Raw genomic sequence first — 18,669 nt, forward strand, 5'->3', positions numbered from 1 at the left:
CCAATCCGCCCAAAGACTGAGCACCCACGAACCCGACAAGGCCCGCTCCCAACCAGGTGCGGGCCTTCGTTGGCTTTCGAGGCGCGCCGTATTCACACGAGCACTCGACCGAGACCGGCTTCGGGCACTGTCGAACCACGGCTCGATCAGCAGGAAAAAATCACGACCACTCACGCGTCGGCAGCACGTCGGTCATGAAGCGGTGCAGTGCCGGGTTGTCGTTGTCGACGCGCCAGGCAGCGTCGAGTTCGACGGGGCGTTCCTTTACGGTCCGAACCGGCCGGAACACAACGCCTTCCGGCCGCATGGTCGACGCCGACTCGGGTACCAGGGCCAGTCCGATTCCCGAGCGAACGAGCACCAGCATCGTGTGCACCTGCGTCACGTACTGCACGTAGCGCGGTGAGACCCCGACGATGGTGAAGGTGCTGATCAGCAGTTCGTGGAAGTACCGCGCGTCGACGGGCGAGTACATGATGATCGGCTGCTCGTCGAAGTCCTCTACCGACAGTTCGTCCTTCTCGGCCAGCGGGTGTTCTTCGGGCATCGCCGCGATCAACGACTCGTGCAGCACCGGCCGGGACGCGATGCCCGGTCGCTTGAGCGGGGGTCTGGCCAACCCGAGATCCAGATCGCCGATGGCCAGAGACTCCATCTGTACCGCCGAGACCATCTCGCGTAGAACGATTTTCACGTCCGGTAGCTTCTCGCGCGCGGCGTCGAGCAGCTGCGGGAGCACCGCATGCGCCGATGCCCCGGTGAAGCCCACGATCACTGTCCCCAAGTCTCCGGTGGGAACGCGTCGCACCGTCAGCAGTGCGCCCTCGGCGAGGTCGAGGATGCGTCGGGCCTCGGGTAGGAAGGCCAATCCCGCGGCCGTCAGGGTCACCGACCGGCTCGTGCGGTCGATCAGCTGCACGCCGACTTCGCTCTCGAGTTGTTGGATCTGTCTGCTGAGCGGCGGCTGCGTCATGTGGAGACGTTCGGCGGCGCGGCCGAAGTGCAATTCCTCGGCGACGGCGATGAAGCAGGACAGCCTGTTGAGCGAGAACATCGATTCATTCCTTGCATCGCGCTGGGAGTTCCGGCGTGCCTTTTCGTATAAATCTAGCGCACGTGGTCCACGGCTCGATGATTAGTAACCTTCCCTCCGGTAAGAGTAGAGTTGCTCGCGGAGTGGACGCCCATCCCGGTTGTCGTCCCTCGTAACCATCGAACGGAGTCGTCGTGTCTCGAGCTGCCCAGGTGCCCGGCACCGCCGTCGAAGACGTCTCGGTGCTGGGTGCGTTGCGCTCACCGAGGCGACTGAAGACCGAGGTTCTTGCCGGGCTGGTGGTGGCGCTGGCGTTGATCCCGGAAGCCATTTCATTCTCGATCATCGCCGGTGTCGATCCCCGCGTCGGCCTGTTCGCGTCGTTCACGATGGCCGTCACCATCTCCATCGTCGGGGGTCGACCGGCGATGATCTCCGCGGCCACCGGAGCGATCGCCCTGGTGGTCGCCCCCTTGGCTCGCGAGTACGGCCTCGACTACCTCATTGCCGCGGTCATCCTCGGCGGAGTGCTGCAGATCGTGTTGAGCGTCCTCGGTGTCGCCAAGTTGATGCGATTCATCCCGCGCAGTGTCATGGTCGGATTCGTCAATGCGTTGGCGATCCTGATCTTCACCTCACAGGTGCCGTACCTGATCGGGGTGCCGTGGTTGGTCTACCCGATGGTCGCCGTCGGACTGCTCATCATGTTCTTCCTGCCGAAGCTCACCACTGTCGTGCCGGCACCTCTGATCGCCATCGTGATTCTCACCGCCGTCACGCTCGTCTTCGCGCTGGCCGTCCCGGACGTGGGCGACGAGGGTGAACTGCCGTCCTCGCTGCCGTCGTTCCTGATCCCGGACGTGCCGTTCACGTTCGACACCCTGTCGATCATCGCGCCGTTCGCTCTGGCCATTGCCCTGGTCGGTCTGCTCGAATCACTGATGACGGCCAAGCTCGTCGACGACATCACCGACTCGCACTCCAACAAGACTCGTGAGGGCTGGGGCCAGGGCGTGGCGAATCTGGTCACCGGATTCACCGGCGGTATGGGCGGCTGCGCGATGATCGGCCAGACCATGATCAACGTGAAGGTCTCCGGTGCCCGCACCCGTATCTCCACGTTCCTCGCCGGCACCTTCCTGCTGATCCTGGTGGTCGGTCTCGGCGACATCGTCGCGCTCATTCCGATGGCCGCATTGGTCGCCGTGATGATCATGGTGTCGGTCGGCACCTTCGACTGGCACAGCATTCACCCGAAGACGTTGCGGCGCATGCCCAAGAGCGAAACTCTCGTCATGGTGGCCACCGTCGCTGTCACCGTGGTCACCCACAACCTCGCGTACGGCGTCGTGGTCGGAGTGATCACCGCTATGGTCTTGTTCGCCAGGCGGGTTGCACACCTGACCGAGGTTGTCGACGTCGCACATCCCGACGACGACACCCGCGTCTACGCCGTTAAGGGCGAGTTGTTCTTCGCGTCGAGCAACGATCTGATCTACCAGTTCGACTACGTCGGAGATCCGAAGAACGTCGTCATCGACATGTCCGAGTCGCACATCTGGGACGCGTCGACCGTTGCGACCCTGGACGCCATCACCACCAAGTACGCAGCCAAGGGCAAGACGGTGGAGATCGTGGGCCTGAACGCGCCGTCGACCGAGCGGCACGATCGTCTCAGTGGAAACCTGGGTGCCGAGCACTGACTAGGGTGGTTGGTCGGGCGAAGAGAGGCGGCACATGACAGACGACGGCGTACACATGCAGATCGGGCAGGTAGCTCAGCGAACCGAGCTGTCGATTCGCACGGTTCGTCACTACGACGATGTCGGTCTGGTCACGCCCTCTGCTCGGACCGTCGGCGGCTTCCGGCTCTACACCGAGTCCGACGTCGAACGCCTGCTCGTCATTCGACGGATGAAGCCACTCGACTTCACGTTGGCCGAAATGAAACAGCTACTGGAATCCCTCGACGTTCTCGGCGACGAGAACGCGACCGACGACGCGAGGTCGTCGGCCGCGGCCTTCGTTCGTGATTGCCACACCAAGGCCGAGGAAAGCTGCCGCACGTTGCGGCGGCAGCTCGCCTACGCAGAGGAGCTGACCGAGGTGCTGTCGACTCGCGGCGCAGCGGCCCAAATCTGACCGGCCCAGATCTGACCGGCCCAAATCTGACCGCCCAGTTCTAGCCGTCCACGACCACCGGGACGATGAGGGGCTGGCGGCCCAGGGTCTGCTTGGCCCAGCGGGCCGATTCCTGCACGATGCGCTTCTCGATGTTTTCGCGGGAGGCAACCTTGACGTCGCTCTCGCGTGTGAGGGTCTTGCCGATCGCCTTGGCCAACGAGTCGAAAGCGTTTGCCTCATGAGCGAATCCGCGTCCGATGAAGTCGACGTCGTCGACCAGCAGGCCGGTGTCGGGATCGACGATGGCGATGACGGTCAGCACGCCCTCGTTCGCGAGGAGTCGACGCTCGGCCAGTGAATCCTCCGTCACGCCACCGACGGCACTGCCGTCGACGTAGATCAGTTCGATGGGGACGGAGCCGGTGATCTGCGCTACGCCGTCGTACAGGTCGATGACGCTTCCGTTCTCGGCGATGATGACGCGATCGCGAGGAACACCGGTCCTGATTGCGAGATCGGCATTGGCACGCAGGTGCCGCGATTCACCGTGTACGGGAAGCACATTGGCGGGTTCGAGGATGTTGTAGCAGTAGACGAGCTCGCCGGCGCTGGCGTGACCGGAGACGTGCACCTTCGCATTGCCCTTGTGCACCACGCGTGCACCCTTGTCGACGAGGCCGTTGATGACGCGGTAGATCGCGTTCTCGTTGCCGGGGATCAGGCTGCTCGCCATCAGCACGGTGTCGCCGTCGCCGACCTTGATCTGATGCTCGCCCGACGCCATCCGCGACAGCGCCGCGAGGGGCTCGCCCTGGGAGCCGGTGCAGATCAGGGTGATCTTGTTGGCCGGGAGCCGGTTGAGCTTCGGGAGGTCCACGACGAGGCCGTCGGGAACGTCGAGGTAGCTCAGGTCGGTCGCGATCTTCATGTTGCGCACCATCGAACGGCCGACGAACGCAACCTTGCGGCCCTGCGCGTGTGCGGCGTCGAGTACCTGCTGAATGCGGTGCACGTGACTGGCGAAGCTCGAGACGATCACGCGTCCCGTTGTTTCGCGGAACACCTTCTCGATGGCCGGGACCAGGTCGCGTTCGGAGACCATGAACCCGGGCACTTCGGCGTTGGTGGAGTCGACGAGGAGTAGATCGAGCCCTTCCTCGCCGAGGCGTGCGAAGCTCCGGAGGTCGGTGATCCGACCGTCCAGCGGGAACTGGTCCATCTTGAAGTCACCGGTGTGCAGCACCAGCCCGGCGTCGGTACGAATGGCGATGGCCAGACCGTCGGGAATCGAGTGGTTGACGGCAATGAACTCGAGCTCGAACGGGCCTTCCTGCCGGGTTTGCCCCGCCTCGACCTCGATCAGCGTGGTCGAGACCTTGAATTCCTCGAACTTGGCAGCCAGGAAATGCAGCGTCAGCCGCGACGAGATGACGGGAATGTCGCCACGCTCGCGCAGCAGATACGGAACGCCGCCGATATGGTCTTCGTGTCCGTGCGTCAGAACGATGGCGACGACATCGTCGAGACGATCCCGGATGCAACTCCAGTCGGGGAGGATGACGTCGACGCCGGGCTGATGCTCCTCGGGGAACAGCACGCCGCAGTCGACGATGAGCAGCTTTCCGTCGAATTCGAAGACGGTCATGTTCCGGCCGATCTCGCCGAGACCGCCCGTCGCGATCACGCGAAGGTGCCCTGCCGACAGCGCTGAGGAGGATCGCTTTCGAGGTGCGGCGGGGGATCTGCGGTTCCGTGGTGATCTCGACATGCCTCTTACGCTACGGGGGCCGCCCGACCTGGCTTCGACCCCGGTCCGAAGATCCACGCATTGCTCGCCGTCGAGGGTGGAATGCCGACCGTGTCATGGCCGTCCTCGAGCCATGGGACAGCTCGTCGTCCACGTCGATCTCGCGGCCGGCGCTCGTGTCGTCAGGGGGTGCAGAGTGAACGCGATGCAGCAACCAAGGCTGCAGCGTGCACGATGTCCCTGTCGTGGGCGGTGTTCGTGGCAACGACCGCTTGGACGAGGTCCGTGTAGCACGTCGGTGATCGAAGGGCTTGCGCGTTCGAGGCAAGCTGGGTGACCACCGCAGAAGTGAGTGCGGTGATGCGTTCCCGGATCGGCGCGAGGTCCGCGGGCGCATCGGGAGCGCCGGCCGGATCGGCGTGCCACTGGGCCAGGCGGAGCGATTGGATCGCCTTGCCCACCTCGATCTGGTCGCGAACCACAGTCCCTGCGCGTTCTGGTGCAAGTCCGAGCCCGATGGCAGCGTTCTGCGCCGCATCGATCACCTGGGCCTCGCGCTCGGGATCGCTGACGGGGCCGCCTGTCTTCCACTTCACCGCGGCCACGCTGTCTGCGGTGGCCAGACGGTCTGCAAGAACGTCGGTCAGAGATTGCAGATTCTCGGCAGGCGTCTCGGCCGCGCTCGTCGCCGCCGTCGGTAACAGGACCAGCGGTACGACCGCTGAGATCACGGCAATTCTGGCGATGCGACGCAGCCGCGACGCGTTTGCCGGTAAGGACACCTCAGGAGACATCTCACGCACCTTTCGTTCGACGGTTCGACGCCGATAGTGCCCGACGACGGTGAACAACAAGGGAACCGCCATTGCGGAATCACGCGTCATCACTTTAAAGTGATGACGCGCAACATCGGATTGCGTCTTGTGCTGGAGGGGTTCGTCGATATGCGTATTCACACCGTGGTGATCATCGGTAGCGGCTTCGGAGGTCAATGCGCCGCCAAAGCCCTGCTCGACCGCGGTATCGACGACCTCGTCATTCTCGAGTGAAGGCCCTTTCTCGGTGGAACCTGGAAGCAGAATCGCTACCCGGGCGCGGCAGTCGACGTGCAGAGTCCCCTGTACTCCATTGCCTCCGAGCCGTTCGAGTGGTCGCGCATGTTCGCCGAGCGGGAGGAACTGGAGCGCTACACCCAGCACGTGCTCGAGTCCAACGGGCTGCCGCAACGCACACATGCCGACACCGACGTTCAGAAGATCCAATGGGTCGGCGATCACTGGCTGATCGCCACGTCGCGCGTTGATTACGCAGCGAAGTTCGTCGTCAATGCATCCGGGCCGCTCAGCACCCCGGTGATCCCCCCGTTCTCAGGCCGAGAGAAGTTCCGCGGCAAGCAGTTCCACACCAACGACTGGGACACTTCCTACGATCACGCCGGAAAACGGGTAGCCATCGTCGGTAGCGGTGCCAGCGCCGCACAGGTGATCCCCGCGATCCAGCCCGACGTCGAGGCGTTGCACGTCTTCCAGCGCACGCCACACTGGGTGATGCCGCGGCACGATCGCGAATTCACGCCGCTGCAACGAAAGTTGCTGCGATTCGAGCCCGTTCGACGGCTGGTGCGAGCCGGCATCTACTGGAGTCTCGAGACCCGCATCATCGGATTCAAGTACTCGCGGCGGATGCTGAAAGCCGTGGCCCAGCGGACTGCCCTGAAGCACATCGAGTCTCAGGTTCCGGACTCCCAGCTTCGGGCGAAAGTCACCCCCGACTACACCATCGGGTGCAAGCGCGTGCTGCTGTCCAACACGCTGTATCCCGCACTGGGAGAAGCGAACGTGACCCTGCACGACAAGAACGACGGCATCGCCGAGATCACCGAAACCGGGATCGTGACCACCTCGGGGGAACACGTCGACGTCGACCTGCTGGTGTGGTCGACCGGATACGACGCCACCGACGGGGTCATCTCGTATCCGGTGATCGGGCGGGACGGCCGGGCGCTGTCCGAGGTCTGGGATCCCTACCCCCGCGCTTACCTCGGCACCACGATTCCCGGTTTCCCCAACCTGTTCGTGGTCACCGGACCGAACACCGGAATCGGGCACACCTCCGCGATCTTCCTCATCGAGGCGCAGATGGAGTACATCGTGCGAGCCGTCGACGCAGTTCAGCACGCGGGTGCAACCGCCATCGAGGTCACTGCCGCCGCCGAGCAGGAGTACACCGACACGATTCACCGCGAGATGGACGGCACCGTCTGGAAGGACGGCGGCTGCCACAGCTGGTACCAGTCGAAATCCGGGCATGTCGTGGCCATGTTCCCCGGCTTCAGCTTCACGTTCCGGCGGTGGGCCAAGCGTTTTCGGCCGGAAGCCCATCACATCCATCGGTCGTCCACCGACGTGACGACGAAGGACGAGGTATCGGCATGAAGAATTATTCGGGCCAGGTAGCGCTGATAACCGGTGCGGCAGGCGGTATCGGATCTGCTGTGGCGGCAGCACTGCATCGGCGCGGTGCCTCGATCGTTCTGGTCGACATGGAGTCGACCGATCTCGAATCGGTTGCTGCGAAGCTGGGCAACCAGCGCGTAGCGATCGCCCATGCCGACGTCACCGTGCGAGAGCAACTCAACGCGGCCGTCGCCACCGCGATCGACACCTTCGGCAAGCTCGATGTCGTGATGGCCAACGCCGGAATCTCCAGCGGTGCACAGGCATCGACGATCCGTTCCGTCGACGACGGTGTTTTCGAGAGAGTGATCGGGGTCAATCTCGTCGGTGTGTGGAACACGGTGCGAGCGGCGCTACCGCACATCGTCGAGTCCGGGGGCTACGTGCTGCTCACCTCCTCGACGTACGCCTATCTCAACGGTCTGGCGAACGCACCGTACGCGGCCTCGAAGGCGGCGGTGGAACAACTCGGTCGCGCTCTGCGTGCGGAACTCGCGGGCACGAAAGCGACAGCGGGAGTGCTGTATCCGGGGTGGGTGGCGACGCCGATCGCCGACGTTGCGTTCGGCGGCGACACCGTCGCTACGGCGATGACTGCCCGCGCCTTTCCCTCGCCACTGCTCCGCCCGATCACATCGGACAAGCTGGCCCGCGTGGCCGTACGAGGTATCGGACGCCGGGCGGCGCGCATCGCCGTGCCCGGTCGCTGGATTCCGATCTCGATATTGCGCGGCATCGTCAACCCGATCATGGACGCCGCGATGGAGCGGGATGCCGAATTGATCCGTCTGACTGCCGAACTGGATGCCCGGTGGTCATGAGCACAGTGTCCGAAGCGGCCGGCCGCGCCTACGGCGGTGAGAGTGCGGCCGACCGCGACGATCGCAGGCGGCGGCAGCTGCTGGACGCGGGACTGCGGGTGTTCGGCAGCGTCGGGTACCGCGCCGCGACCGTCCGTGGACTGTGTCGCGAGGCCAAGATCGCCGATCGGCACTTCTATCAGTATTTCGACAAGACCGAGGATCTTCTGCTCGCCGTCTATGCCGAATGCATTGCACACCTGATGAACTCGGTGTCCGACGCGATCGTGCAGGTGGATCGGGACGCTGACCTGAGGGCCGTCACCGAGCAGTTGCTCGAACCGTTCTTCCGAGTCGTCGAGGACCCGCACCTGGCCCGCGTGGTGTGGATGGAGGTGCTCGGCGTTAGCCCTCGCGTGGAGCAGACGTATCTGACGGTGATGCAGCAATTCGGCACCCTGCTGCTCGGCTACCTCCGCACGTTGGCCGGTGATGTGCCGTCGGGCCTCGATCTGGATGTCGACCTGCTCGCCACCGCTGCCATCGGCGCCATCAGCCACACCGCCATGACCTGGTACCAGAGCGGCTACGCCGCAGAACGACGCATCGTCGTCGCCACGATCGCGACCATGCTCGCCAATATCGTCGCGCCGCTGCAGACGTAGAGTTCGATCACCAGCGCGGGCAGGTGTTGTCGAAGCTCGGATCGATGCTCTGCATGTATCCGGTGTCGTCGCGGTCACGAATTCCGCAGTCGAGGTACTGCTGATGCAGTGCCGCGAGCGCGTCCTCGTCGATCTCGATGCCCAGACCGGGTCCGGTGGGAACGGCCACTGCGCCGTCGACGAAGTTCAACACCCCCGGCACGACGACATCCTCGTTCTTCCAGGGCCAATGCGTGTCGCAGGCATAGGTCAAGTTCGGTGTCGCCGCTGCGAGATGAACCATGGCGGCCAGACTGATTCCGAGGTGGCTGTTCGAGTGCATCGACAGTCCCATCTCGAACGTCTCGCAGATTCCGGCGAGCAACCTCGATCGCTGGAGTCCGCCCCAGTAATGGTGGTCGGACAACACCACCTGCACCGAATCCTTCGCCACGGCAGGCTTCAGGTGATCGAAGGCAACGACACACATGTTCGTCGCCAGCGGCATCTTGGCTTCGCGCGCAACCTCGGCCATCCCGTCGAGCCCGGGTGTGGGATCTTCGAGATATTCGACGATGCCGTCGAGTTCGGCGGCTACCCGGATGGATGTGTCGACAGTCCAGGCGGCGTTGGGATCCAACCGCAACGGCAGCTCCGGGAACGCCTGCCGGAGCGCCTTGATTCCGGCGATCTCCTCGTCGGGCGCAAAGACGCCGCCCTTGACCTTGATTGCCCCGAAGCCGTACTCGTCGATCATCTTTCGGGCCTGACGAACCAATCCGTCCGGATCGATCGCCTCGCCCCATTCGTCGGGCTCCTGGCCGGGATGAGCTGCCCACTTGTAGAACAGATACGCACTGAACGGAACGGAGTCCCGAACCTTGCCGCCGAGCAGGTCGGACACCGGTCGACCCAGGATCTTGCCCTGCACGTCCAGGCACGCGATCTCGAACGGGGAGAACACCCGATCGGTGGTGCTGGCCGTGGTGATCATGCCTGCGACGCCGTCGCCGCCGGTGATCGACACGGTTCCCAGGGCGGCATCGATGGCATCTCGGATCTCGTTCAGCGCGAACACGTCCAGACCGGAGATGGCGGTGGAGGCCGCTTCCAGTCGAGCCAAATGAGCAGTGTCGGCGTACGTTTCACCGAGTCCGACGACACCGGCGTCGGTGTCCAGCTGAATGATCGCGCGGAGCGCATACGGCTGATGCACGCCGATGGTGTTGAGCAACGGAGGATCGACGAAGGCGATCGGTGTGATTCGAGCGCCGGTGATCAGTACCGGTTCTTGCATCAGTGCACCGCGAGCTCGTCTGCCAGCACGGCCCGGCCGGCGGCAACGATTGCGGTGAGTTCCTCGAGGTGCGGTGCGCTGATGTCCACCAGGGGTGGGCGAACCGGCCCTGCTTCGATGCCCTCCATCGTCACGCCGGCCTTGATGAGGGAGACGGCGTAGCCGGGAACCTTGTCGCGCAAGCGCACGAGCGGGTGGAAGAACTCGCGGAGCAGTGCGGCAGTGAGCTTTTCGTTTCCGCTGTCGAGAGAGCGGTAGAACGCCAGTGCCAGTTCGGGTGCGAACGCGAATGTCGCGGAGGAGTACAGCGTGACACCGATCGCTCGGTACGCCTGCTGGGAGACCTCGGCGGTCGGTAGTCCGTTGAAGAACTGGAAGGGCTTGCCCGACGGCTCCAGAGCGTCCAGTACCGCGCGGACGATGCGGCCGACCTGGTCGAGATCGCCGGTGCCATCCTTGAATCCGACGACGGTGGGAAGCTGCGCAACCTCGACGGCGGACTCCTCGGTGAAGCGAGCGTTGCCGCGGTTGTAGACGATCAGCGGCAGATCCGATGCGGCGGCAACGGCCTTGGTGTAGTTGACGAGACCGGCTTGCGGCATCGTCACCAGGTACGGCGGCAGCAACAGGATGCCGTCGGCTCCGTTGGCCTTCGCAGCGTGTGCGAATGCCTTTGCCTGCGCGACGGATCCGCCTGCACCGGCGTAGACAGGAACGCGGCCTGCGACGCTGTCGACTGCGGTACGGACGATCTTGCCGAACTCCTCGAGTTCGAGGGCGTGGAATTCGCCGGTGCCGCAGGCAATGAACACTCCACCGGGTCCCGCGTCGACACCCTTCGTGATGTGAGCGGCCAGGAGGTCGTAATCGACCTCACCGGATGCGGTGAACGGGGTGACGGGGAAGAACAGAACTCCGTCGAGCATGGGGGTCTCCTCGAGAACTAGGTGGGGTGTGTCAGTCTTGGGTGAGCTGGCCGTCGATGCGGCGGAAGATGCCGTCCGGATTTCCGTCCGCTATGGCGTTGGGCAACAACGATTTCGGTACGTCCTGGTACGCGACCGGGCGCAGGAAGCGTTCGATCGCGAGCGATCCGACCGACGTGGTGCGGGAGTCCGAGGTCGCGGGGAACGGCCCGCCGTGCACCATGGCATGGCCGACCTCGACTCCGGTGGGCCATCCGTCGAACAGGATCCGGCCGGCCTTGAGTTCGAGCACCGAGAGCAGCTTTCCGGCCTCGGAATGATCGGATTCGTCGGCATGAATGGTGGCGGTGAGCTGACCTTCGAGCTGTGACGCCACCCGCCGAACCTGCTGAGCATCTGCACAGCGCACGACGAGGCTCGACGCGCCGAACACCTCGGCCTGCGCTGCCTCCGAGGTGAGGAACGTGTCCGCATCGGTGTCGAACAGCGCTGCGCGGCAGGCATTCGGGGCGTCGGTGTCGGTGCCTCGGGCGATCTCGGTGACCGCGTCGGACAGCGTGGCGACGCCGTCCGCGTAACTCGACGCGATGTTCGGGGTCAGCATCGTGGTGGGGGCGGATTCCTGTACCGCTGTCGTCGCTGCCTCGGTGAAGGACCGCAGTCCGGGCCCGTCGACGGCGATGACAAGACCGGGGTTGGTGCAGAACTGACCCGAGCCCATCGTCAGCGATGCGACGAACGCGCGGCCCAATTCGGCTCCACGGGTGGCGAGTGCACCGTCCATGACGAACACCGGATTGATGGAACTCATCTCGGCGTACACCGGGATGGGCTCACGGCGACCCGCCGCCGCGGCGACGAGAGCTGTTCCACCCGAACGCGATCCGGTGAATCCGACGGCCTTGATGCGAGGGTCGGTCACCAGAGCGGTGCCGAGTCCGCGACCGGAGCCGAAGAGCAACGAGAATGTGCCGGAGGGCATTCCGGTGGAGACAACCGCGTCGGTGATGGCGCGGGCGACCAGCTCGGACGTTCCTGGATGGGCGTCGTGTGCCTTGACGATCACCGGGCAGCCGGCAGCGAGGGCGGACGCGGTGTCGCCGCCTGCGACGGAGAAGGCGAGGGGGAAGTTGCTGGCACCGAACACGGCAACCGGCCCGAGGGGGATCTTGCGCTGGCGGATGTCCGCCCGCGGCAGCGGGCTGCGCTCGGGCTGGGCCGGATCGATGCGGGCTCCGTTCCAACTGCCCTCGCGCAGAACCGAAGCGAACAGACGGAGTTGACCGGTGGTGCGGCCGACCTCGCCGGTGATGCGTGCCAGCGGCAGACCGGACTCGGCGACCGTACGCTCGATGAGCGTGTCGCCCAGGGCCGCGATGTTGTCGGCGATGGTCTCGAGAAACCGTGCGCGAGTGTCCGACGAGGTAGCGCGGTAGTCGGCGAAGGCGTCGGCCGCTGCGGCACAGGCCCGCTCGACATCCGAGTCGTCGCCGTGGCCGTAAGCGGGTTCGAGATTCTCTCCGGTACCGGGATCGATTCCGTGAATCTGCGTCCCGGCACCGAAAACCGGAACGCCGGCGATGATCATCCGACCGGTGAGGTCGGTGGACTGTGTCGTCGACGCTGTCATGGGGTGACTCCTAAGGCTGTGGTGCGGTACGTGCAGTGACGCCGAGGCCGTGACCTGGCTCATAACTCACCACGGTAGGAGCTGGATCGATACATGTCCAAGTCTAAAAATGTTGTGTTTGATGCAGTCTCGGTATCGCCTGGCTGACCGTCTACTCGAGCGTGGATGCCGATCCTCGATACCTCGACTGCATCAGTCGATGCGCAGATGGTGTTGGACGGGAATCGATAGCTGGCCCTACTGTCGTCTGTGAGCCGAATCACCAGAGGTATGCGAGAAAGGTCGGGCATGGTCGTCCACACCAGCACCCCCGTCGTCGCCGAAATGCGTGTCATTCCCATCGCCGGTCACGACGACATGTTGCTGAACCTCAGCGGCGCGCACGCGCCTTATTTCACCCGCAATCTGGTGGTGCTCACCGACTCGGACGGGCGCACCGGCGTCGGCGAAGTGCCGGGCGGGGAGCCGATTCGGCAGACGCTCGAGGACGCGCGCGTGCTGGTCGAGGGGCAGAACATCGGCCGGTACAACGCGGTGCTGGCCGCAATGCGTCGCGCGTTCGCAGATCGTGATGCCGGTGGCCGCGGCGCGCAGACGTTCGATCTGCGGATCGCCATTCATGCGGTAACGGCAGTGGAATCGGCGTTGTTGGATCTGCTCGGTCAGCATCTCGGCGTCAGCGTCGCGGCGTTGCTGGGCGAAGGACAGCAGCGCGAGAAGGTGCAGGCGCTGGGCTACCTGTTCTTCGTCGCCGATCGCAACAAGACCGATCTCGCATACCGGAGCAGCGCCGACGAGGCGGCCGGAGCCGACGACTGGCTGCGGATCAGGCACGAGGAGGCGATGGATCCGGAGTCGATCGTGCGCCTCGCCGAGGCTGCGCAGGCACGCTACGGCTTCCAAGATTTCAAGCTCAAGGGTGGTGCACTGCCGGCAGCCGAGGAGGCCGCCGCTGTTCGTGCTCTGGCCGAGCGCTTTCCCGAGGCGCGAATCACGTTGGATCCCAACGGCGGCTGGTTGCTGAAGGATGCGATCAAGACCTGCCGAGGGCTGCGTGACGTGCTGGCGTACGCCGAGGATCCCGTCGGCCCCGAGGGTGGTTTCTCGGGCCGCGAGGTGATGACGGAGTTCAAGCGGGCCACCGGGTTACAGACCGCGACCAACATGATCGCGACGGACTGGCGCGAGATGGGCCACACCGTCCGGTCCGGTGCCGTGGACATCCCGCTGGCCGATCCACACTTCTGGACGATGGCCGGGTCCGTGCGCGTCGCGCAGCTCTGCGACGCGTGGGGCTTGACGTGGGGATCGCACTCCAACAACCACTTCGACGTCTCCCTGGCGATGTTCACGCACGTCGCTGCTGCAGCTCCCGGGAACATCACCGCCATCGACACCCACTGGATCTGGCAGGACGGGCAGCGAGTGACCAAGGAGCCGTTCACGATCGAGGATGGCTACCTCACGGTGCCCGACAAGCCGGGTCTGGGTGTCGAACTCGACTTCGAGCAGATCGATGCGGCGCACGAGCTGTACCAGAAGGAAGGACTGGGTGCCCGAGACGACGCCATCGGCATGCAGTACCTGATCGAGGGCTGGACATTCGACAGCAAGCGCCCGGCCCTCGTTCGATGAGTTCTGGTTCGAAAAGTTCTGGTGCGTCGATGAAGATCGTCGTCGGTGACCGCAACGTCGTGCCGCATCGCGAGCAGTTCGAGGCGGGTCTACCGGCGAACGCCGAGGTGGTGTGGAGCGTTCCCTTCGACGAGCAGGACGTGATCGCCCATCTCCACGACGCCGACGTCTATGTCGGCGGCAAGTTCAGTGCGGCCATGGGCGCGGCTGCCCCGAGGCTGCGGATGGTTCACGTTGCCGGCGCCGGTACCGACAACGTGGATCGATCCGGAATGCGGCCCGATGTGCAGGTGTGCAACACCTTTCACCACGAGCAGTCGATTGCCGAATACGTCGTCGCGGCAACGGTGATGTTGCGACGAAAGTTCCTGGAGCAAGACCGCGCCCTCCGCTCGGGATTGTTTGCCACGTCCGTGTACGACCCGACCATCCCGCAGCCGTTGTCGCTGAGCGGTGCGCGGATCGGGTTCGTCGGGTTCGGACATATCGGCCGGCAGACCTGGCAGCTTTTTCGGGCATACGGGGCAACCGGTGCTGCCGTCACCGGGAGCGGTCGGGCTTCGGACGAGGGGCTCGAATGGGTTTCGGATGCAAAGGATTTGGGAAAGCTTGCCGAGTTCGCCGATGTACTCGTGGTTTCCGCACCGCTGAACGAGCACACCCGCGGCATGATCGGTGCCGAGGAACTGCGCAGGCTGGGAAGCGGAGGGATAGTCGTCAACGTCGGTCGAGGCCCGCTGATTCAGGAACAACCACTGTTCGACGCTCTGTCTCGCAACGAGATTGCCGCCGCCGCCATCGATGTCTGGTACAGCTACCCGGGGCCGGACGGGCGTGGTGAGCCCAGTTCCCTGCCGTTCCGCGAGCTGGAGAACGTGCTGATGACGCCGCACTCGTCGGGCGTCACGCATCACACGTTCGTCGGCCGGGTCGCCGACATCGCGTCGAACATCAATGCACTTGCCGTATCGATGGCCCGCTGAATTGTGTTGGACGCGTAAGGAACCCGAATTAGGCTGTGAGGCAACGCCCTTCGCAAACACAGGAGATGTGAGATGACAACGTACATCGACAAGCCCTCGAGCGGACTCACCGCGCCCGATGCGGCGATTCGGGCCCTCGCATCCGGTGACGCGTCCGTCGACAGCATCTCCGAGGTGACGCTGTCCTCGATCGTGCTGCCGCTGCGCAATCCGATCAGCGACGCCAAGGTTCTCACCGGTCGACAGAAGGCGATGACCGAGGTGGTGTTTCTGTTCGTCGAGATCCGTACCGAACAGGGCCATGAGGGAATCGGTTTCAGCTATTCGAAGCGGGCGGGTGGGCCTGCCCAGTTCGCGCACGCCCAGGAGATCGCGCCGGTGCTCATCGGTGAGGACCCGAACGATATCGGCAAGGTCTGGACCAAGTTGGTGTGGGCCGGAGCGTCGGTCGGCCGCAGTGGCGTTGCGACACAGGCCATCGCTGCGATCGATATTGCCCTGTGGGATCTCAAAGCCAAGCGCGCCGGGTTACCGCTGGCGAAGCTGATCGGCGCGTCCCGCGATTCGGTGCAGACGTACAACACCTCCGGTGGATTTCTGCATACTCCGATCGAGGAGGTCATGGACAACGCGGCCGGGTCGCTCGCGAACGGAATCGGCGGTATCAAACTGAAGGTGGGCCAACCTGATTGGCGCACCGACATCTCCCGCGTCACCGCGGTACGCGAGTTTCTCGGTGACGACGTCCCGCTGATGGTCGACGCGAATCAACAGTGGGATCGTCCGACGGCGAACCGCATGTGCCGCATCCTCGAGCAGTTCGACCTCGTCTGGATCGAAGAACCGCTCGATGCCTACGACGCCGAGGGGCATGCGATGCTGGCCAGGAATTTCGACACCTCCATTGCGACGGGGGAGATGCTGGCCAGCGTCGGCGAGCATGTCCGTCTCCTCGAGGCCGGCGCGGTCGACATCCTGCAGCCCGACGCACCCCGCATCGGCGGCATCACCCAGTTCCTGAAATTGGCCGGGCTGGCCGAACACCACAACGTGCAGCTCGCCCCGCACTTTGCGATGGAGATTCATCTGCACCTCGCAGCGGTGTACCCACTGCAGACCTGGGTGGAGCACTTCGACTGGTTGGACCCATTGTTCGACGAGCACCTCGAGACGCGGGACGGCCGGATGCACCTGTCCGCTCGCCCGGGGCTGGGATTCACATTGAGCGAGCAGGGCCGGGCCTGGACGGTGGCGAAGGCAGTGGTGCGCTGACGTGGAGCGCTGACGTGGAGCCCTGACGTGGAGCGCTGACGTGCGCGGAAACTCGACCCCTGCTACGAAGTTCCGCGCACGTGCCGCGAAGCGGCTTTACCGCACTCCCTCGGCTCGCAGTTCTCGGGCCCAGGCCGCAGCATGGTCGGTGAGGACGCCCGCGATGCGTTCGAGTTCGCCCGGGTACGACGCGACTTCGGCAGGCATGGAGACGCTGAGTGCGTCGGTGGCCGGAATTCGGTACGGCACCACGGTCGCGATGCAGACGACGCCGGGGGTGCCCTGCTCCTGCTCCAGTGACCAGCCGCGGCGGCGAACCTGCGCGAGTTCGGCGATCAGGGCATCACGGTCGACGATGGTGTTCTCGGTGTACCGCTCGAGTTTCTTCGGCAGCAGCTGTGTCACCTCGTCGGTCGTGAGTTCGGCGAGCAGTGCTTGGCCGAGGGCGGTGACGTGGCACGGCAGCTTGCGTCCGACACGGTGCATGCGCCGCACCTCGAGCTTGGAACCGCGGCTGGCGAGGTAGATGACGCAATCCTCGTCGCGCCGGGCGAAGTGGACGGTGTGCCGGACGTCCGAGCGCAACGTCTCCAGTACCGCTGCGGCCCGACCGACGACGGAATCCTTGTCCAGGTAGGACGTGCCCGTGAGTAGCGCGTGAGTCCCGATGCCATATCGCGAACCGGATTCGTCGGCCTCGATCCAGCGGAGGTCTTTCAGCGTCCTGAGCAGTGCATGCAGACTCGACCGCGGATACCCGCAGGCCTCCTGGAGCTCCCCGAGACTCATGCGGGCGGGAGACGCGGCCAGGGTCTCGAGGATGTGGATCGTGCGTTCGGCGGACTTCACCGGCTGGCTCTCCGGCGCAGCTGTTGCCGTGACATCGTTCACCATGGAGACAGTGTCCCCCATGATGAACGACGGCTCATACGCGGACACGAATTTTGTGGACGGACATCAGTACTCGGCGACCAGATTGTTCGAGATGTACTCGAGGTCGATGTCCTCGCCCAGGCCCGGGCGGGTGGGCATCTGGACCATCCCGTTCGCGTCGATCGGATCGACGATGGACTTCAGATGCGGCGGCACCCAGTCGTAGTCCACCAGCGGATGCAGCAGGCCGCGCTCGTACCACTGGATGTTCGGAGCACCGCCGACGAGCGCGAGGTTGGGTGCGCCGTTGCCGTGGATCTCGCAGTCGAGTCCGAAGCCGTCGGCCATGTGCACCGTCTTGAGTGCAGGCGTGATGCCGCCGCCGTTCATCGCACCGACGCGCAGGATGTCGCAGGCATCGCTCGCAATCCAGTCCGCTCGCGAACGATGCCGACCTGGTGTGGTTTCGGGACCGATGACGGGTGTGGCGATCTGATCCGCCAGCCACTTGTAGGAGCGCATCGAGAATTCGTCCATGGGCTCCTCGAACCAATCGAACTTCAGCGCATCGAGTTCGCGGCCGAGCTTGAGAGCGTCGGTGCGGGAGTACCAGTGATAGCCGTCGAGCATCAACGAAAACCCGGGCCCGACGGCATCTCGTACCGCGGCGCAGGCCTCGATGTCCCGAGTCAGGTTCGGAGCCCCCTCCAGGGGTGGCATCCAGGTGTGCAGTTTGATTCCCTGATAGCCCTGATTCTTCAGTGCAACAGCAAAATCCGCGTACTCCTGGGGACTCGAAAGGCCGCCCTCGATGGTGTCTCCGCACATGGTGCTCGCGTAGGCCTTGACTTCACTTCGGGCTCCGCCCAGCAGCTTCCACACCGGGGTGTCGAATCGGTTGCCGGCCAGATCCCACAGGGCCTGATCGAGGTAGCTGCAGGTGTGTTCGGGAAGCTCGACGGCCCTGGTGCGTTGTCGAATCGCGAACTTGCGATCCATCTCCTCGCGATGCAGCGGGTCGGTACCGATCAGCACCGGCCGAAAGTGCTGCTCCACTTGATCTTCACGCAGATAGTTGGTCTTGCCCAGCACGTGCCCGCTGACTCCGTCGGAATCGGTGATGCGCAGCAAAGCCTGGGTTGTGGGTATCGACGGTCCGGGGTGTCGATGTCCGTAGGAGTCGACGGCGGTACGGGCCTCGGTCTTGAAGACCTGGACGGCAATCTCGGTGATGACGCTGGACATAGTA

Annotated in this window: 17 protein-coding genes; 9 read left to right on the plus strand and 8 right to left on the minus strand. The window is 64.5% G+C overall.

Features of this window, described 5'->3' with window-relative positions; translation table 11 throughout:
• Positions 1-160: 160 nt before the first annotated feature.
• Positions 161-1,054 carry a LysR substrate-binding domain-containing protein gene (locus CH266_RS23340; protein ID WP_094716254.1) on the minus strand — a complete coding sequence of 298 codons (894 nt, stop codon included), beginning with the start codon at positions 1,052-1,054 and terminating at the stop codon, positions 161-163.
• Positions 1,055-1,227: 173 nt separating this feature from the next.
• Between CH266_RS23340 and CH266_RS23345 the strand changes: the two genes are divergently transcribed.
• Both CH266_RS23345 and CH266_RS23350 read left to right on the plus strand, forming a co-directional pair.
• Positions 1,228-2,736, plus strand: a complete 1,509-nt coding sequence (locus tag CH266_RS23345) for a SulP family inorganic anion transporter (protein WP_027495310.1) — start codon at positions 1,228-1,230, stop codon at positions 2,734-2,736.
• Positions 2,737-2,770: 34 nt separating this feature from the next.
• Entirely contained in the window at positions 2,771-3,175 is a 405-nt protein-coding gene (locus CH266_RS23350) for a MerR family transcriptional regulator (protein WP_032367131.1), read from the plus strand.
• A 40-nt stretch (positions 3,176-3,215) separates the two neighbouring features.
• Here CH266_RS23350 and CH266_RS23355 read toward each other — a convergent pair whose 3' ends face one another.
• Together CH266_RS23355 and aroQ are read right to left on the minus strand one after the other, a co-directional pair.
• Complete coding sequence (locus CH266_RS23355; RefSeq protein WP_176456777.1) at positions 3,216-4,841, minus strand: ribonuclease J; 1,626 nt, start codon at positions 4,839-4,841, stop codon at positions 3,216-3,218.
• 245 nt (positions 4,842-5,086) lie between these two features.
• Complete coding sequence (gene aroQ / locus CH266_RS23360) at positions 5,087-5,788, minus strand: gamma subclass chorismate mutase AroQ (RefSeq protein ID WP_094716255.1); 702 nt, start codon at positions 5,786-5,788, stop codon at positions 5,087-5,089.
• Positions 5,789-5,800: 12 nt separating this feature from the next.
• Between aroQ and CH266_RS25985 the strand changes: the two genes are divergently transcribed.
• The 4 genes from CH266_RS25985 to CH266_RS23375 are packed head-to-tail and all read left to right on the plus strand — an operon-like array spanning position 5,801 to position 8,825.
• A complete protein-coding gene (locus tag CH266_RS25985) occupies positions 5,801-5,953 on the plus strand; it encodes a hypothetical protein (protein ID WP_255176002.1) in 153 nt (50 codons plus the stop codon).
• A 57-nt stretch (positions 5,954-6,010) separates the two neighbouring features.
• Positions 6,011-7,339 carry a flavin-containing monooxygenase gene (locus CH266_RS23365; protein WP_255176003.1) on the plus strand — a complete coding sequence of 443 codons (1,329 nt, stop codon included), beginning with the start codon at positions 6,011-6,013 and terminating at the stop codon, positions 7,337-7,339.
• Positions 7,336-8,181, plus strand: a complete 846-nt coding sequence (locus CH266_RS23370; RefSeq protein WP_094716256.1) for an SDR family NAD(P)-dependent oxidoreductase — start codon at positions 7,336-7,338, stop codon at positions 8,179-8,181. Before CH266_RS23365 ends, CH266_RS23370 begins: the two co-directional genes overlap by 4 nt.
• Positions 8,178-8,825: a TetR/AcrR family transcriptional regulator gene (locus CH266_RS23375; protein ID WP_037218974.1), complete on the plus strand. Its 648-nt coding sequence runs from the start codon at positions 8,178-8,180 to the stop codon at positions 8,823-8,825. Before CH266_RS23370 ends, CH266_RS23375 begins: the two co-directional genes overlap by 4 nt.
• Before the next feature lie 7 nt (positions 8,826-8,832).
• Here the strand turns inward: CH266_RS23375 and CH266_RS23380 are convergent, their stop codons facing one another.
• From CH266_RS23380 to CH266_RS23390, 3 genes are read right to left on the minus strand one after another with little or no spacing between them, the layout of a single operon-like run.
• Positions 8,833-10,101, minus strand: a complete 1,269-nt coding sequence (locus CH266_RS23380; protein WP_094716257.1) for a glucarate dehydratase family protein — start codon at positions 10,099-10,101, stop codon at positions 8,833-8,835.
• On the minus strand, positions 10,101-11,027 hold the full coding sequence (locus CH266_RS23385) for a 5-dehydro-4-deoxyglucarate dehydratase (protein WP_032374779.1): 927 nt from the start codon (positions 11,025-11,027) through the stop codon (positions 10,101-10,103). Before CH266_RS23385 ends, CH266_RS23380 begins: the two co-directional genes overlap by 1 nt.
• A gap of 31 nt (positions 11,028-11,058) precedes the next feature.
• Complete coding sequence (locus tag CH266_RS23390) at positions 11,059-12,657, minus strand: aldehyde dehydrogenase (NADP(+)) (RefSeq protein WP_027495318.1); 1,599 nt, start codon at positions 12,655-12,657, stop codon at positions 11,059-11,061.
• Positions 12,658-12,945: 288 nt separating this feature from the next.
• Between CH266_RS23390 and CH266_RS23395 the strand changes: the two genes are divergently transcribed.
• The 3 genes from CH266_RS23395 (at position 12,946) to CH266_RS23405 (ending at position 16,547) form a co-directional block, all read left to right on the plus strand.
• Positions 12,946-14,292, plus strand: a complete 1,347-nt coding sequence (locus CH266_RS23395) for an enolase C-terminal domain-like protein (protein WP_094716258.1) — start codon at positions 12,946-12,948, stop codon at positions 14,290-14,292.
• 29 nt (positions 14,293-14,321) lie between these two features.
• Complete coding sequence (locus CH266_RS23400; protein WP_027495320.1) at positions 14,322-15,275, plus strand: 2-hydroxyacid dehydrogenase; 954 nt, start codon at positions 14,322-14,324, stop codon at positions 15,273-15,275.
• Positions 15,276-15,347: 72 nt separating this feature from the next.
• A complete protein-coding gene (locus CH266_RS23405) occupies positions 15,348-16,547 on the plus strand; it encodes an L-talarate/galactarate dehydratase (protein WP_032369519.1) in 1,200 nt (399 codons plus the stop codon).
• Between the two features lie 96 nt (positions 16,548-16,643).
• Here the strand turns inward: CH266_RS23405 and CH266_RS23410 are convergent, their stop codons facing one another.
• Both CH266_RS23410 and CH266_RS23415 read right to left on the minus strand, forming a co-directional pair.
• On the minus strand, positions 16,644-17,441 hold the full coding sequence (locus CH266_RS23410; protein WP_027495322.1) for an IclR family transcriptional regulator: 798 nt from the start codon (positions 17,439-17,441) through the stop codon (positions 16,644-16,646).
• Between the two features lie 63 nt (positions 17,442-17,504).
• A complete protein-coding gene (locus CH266_RS23415) occupies positions 17,505-18,665 on the minus strand; it encodes an enolase C-terminal domain-like protein (protein ID WP_027495323.1) in 1,161 nt (386 codons plus the stop codon).
• Positions 18,666-18,669: the final 4 nt, after the last annotated feature.

This window comes from Rhodococcus sp. 06-1474-1B, from assembly GCF_002258885.1.
GTDB lineage: Bacteria > Actinomycetota > Actinomycetes > Mycobacteriales > Mycobacteriaceae > Rhodococcoides > Rhodococcoides fascians.

Coding starts and splice junctions, on each gene's coding strand:
- CH266_RS23380 (WP_094716257.1), bottom strand. CDS start 10,101: ATGCAAGAACCGGTACTGATCACCGGCGCTCGAATCACACCGATCGCC.
- CH266_RS23385 (WP_032374779.1), bottom strand. CDS start 11,027: ATGCTCGACGGAGTTCTGTTCTTCCCCGTCACCCCGTTCACCGCATCC.
- CH266_RS23390 (WP_027495318.1), bottom strand. CDS start 12,657: ATGACAGCGTCGACGACACAGTCCACCGACCTCACCGGTCGGATGATC.
- CH266_RS23340 (WP_094716254.1), bottom strand. CDS start 1,054: ATGTTCTCGCTCAACAGGCTGTCCTGCTTCATCGCCGTCGCCGAGGAA.
- CH266_RS23415 (WP_027495323.1), bottom strand. CDS start 18,665: ATGTCCAGCGTCATCACCGAGATTGCCGTCCAGGTCTTCAAGACCGAG.
- CH266_RS23400 (WP_027495320.1), top strand. CDS start 14,322: ATGAAGATCGTCGTCGGTGACCGCAACGTCGTGCCGCATCGCGAGCAG.
- CH266_RS23375 (WP_037218974.1), top strand. CDS start 8,178: ATGAGCACAGTGTCCGAAGCGGCCGGCCGCGCCTACGGCGGTGAGAGT.
- CH266_RS23350 (WP_032367131.1), top strand. CDS start 2,771: ATGACAGACGACGGCGTACACATGCAGATCGGGCAGGTAGCTCAGCGA.
- aroQ (WP_094716255.1), bottom strand. CDS start 5,788: ATGACGCGTGATTCCGCAATGGCGGTTCCCTTGTTGTTCACCGTCGTC.
- CH266_RS25985 (WP_255176002.1), top strand. CDS start 5,801: ATGACGCGCAACATCGGATTGCGTCTTGTGCTGGAGGGGTTCGTCGAT.
- CH266_RS23395 (WP_094716258.1), top strand. CDS start 12,946: ATGGTCGTCCACACCAGCACCCCCGTCGTCGCCGAAATGCGTGTCATT.
- CH266_RS23405 (WP_032369519.1), top strand. CDS start 15,348: ATGACAACGTACATCGACAAGCCCTCGAGCGGACTCACCGCGCCCGAT.
- CH266_RS23370 (WP_094716256.1), top strand. CDS start 7,336: ATGAAGAATTATTCGGGCCAGGTAGCGCTGATAACCGGTGCGGCAGGC.
- CH266_RS23410 (WP_027495322.1), bottom strand. CDS start 17,441: ATGGTGAACGATGTCACGGCAACAGCTGCGCCGGAGAGCCAGCCGGTG.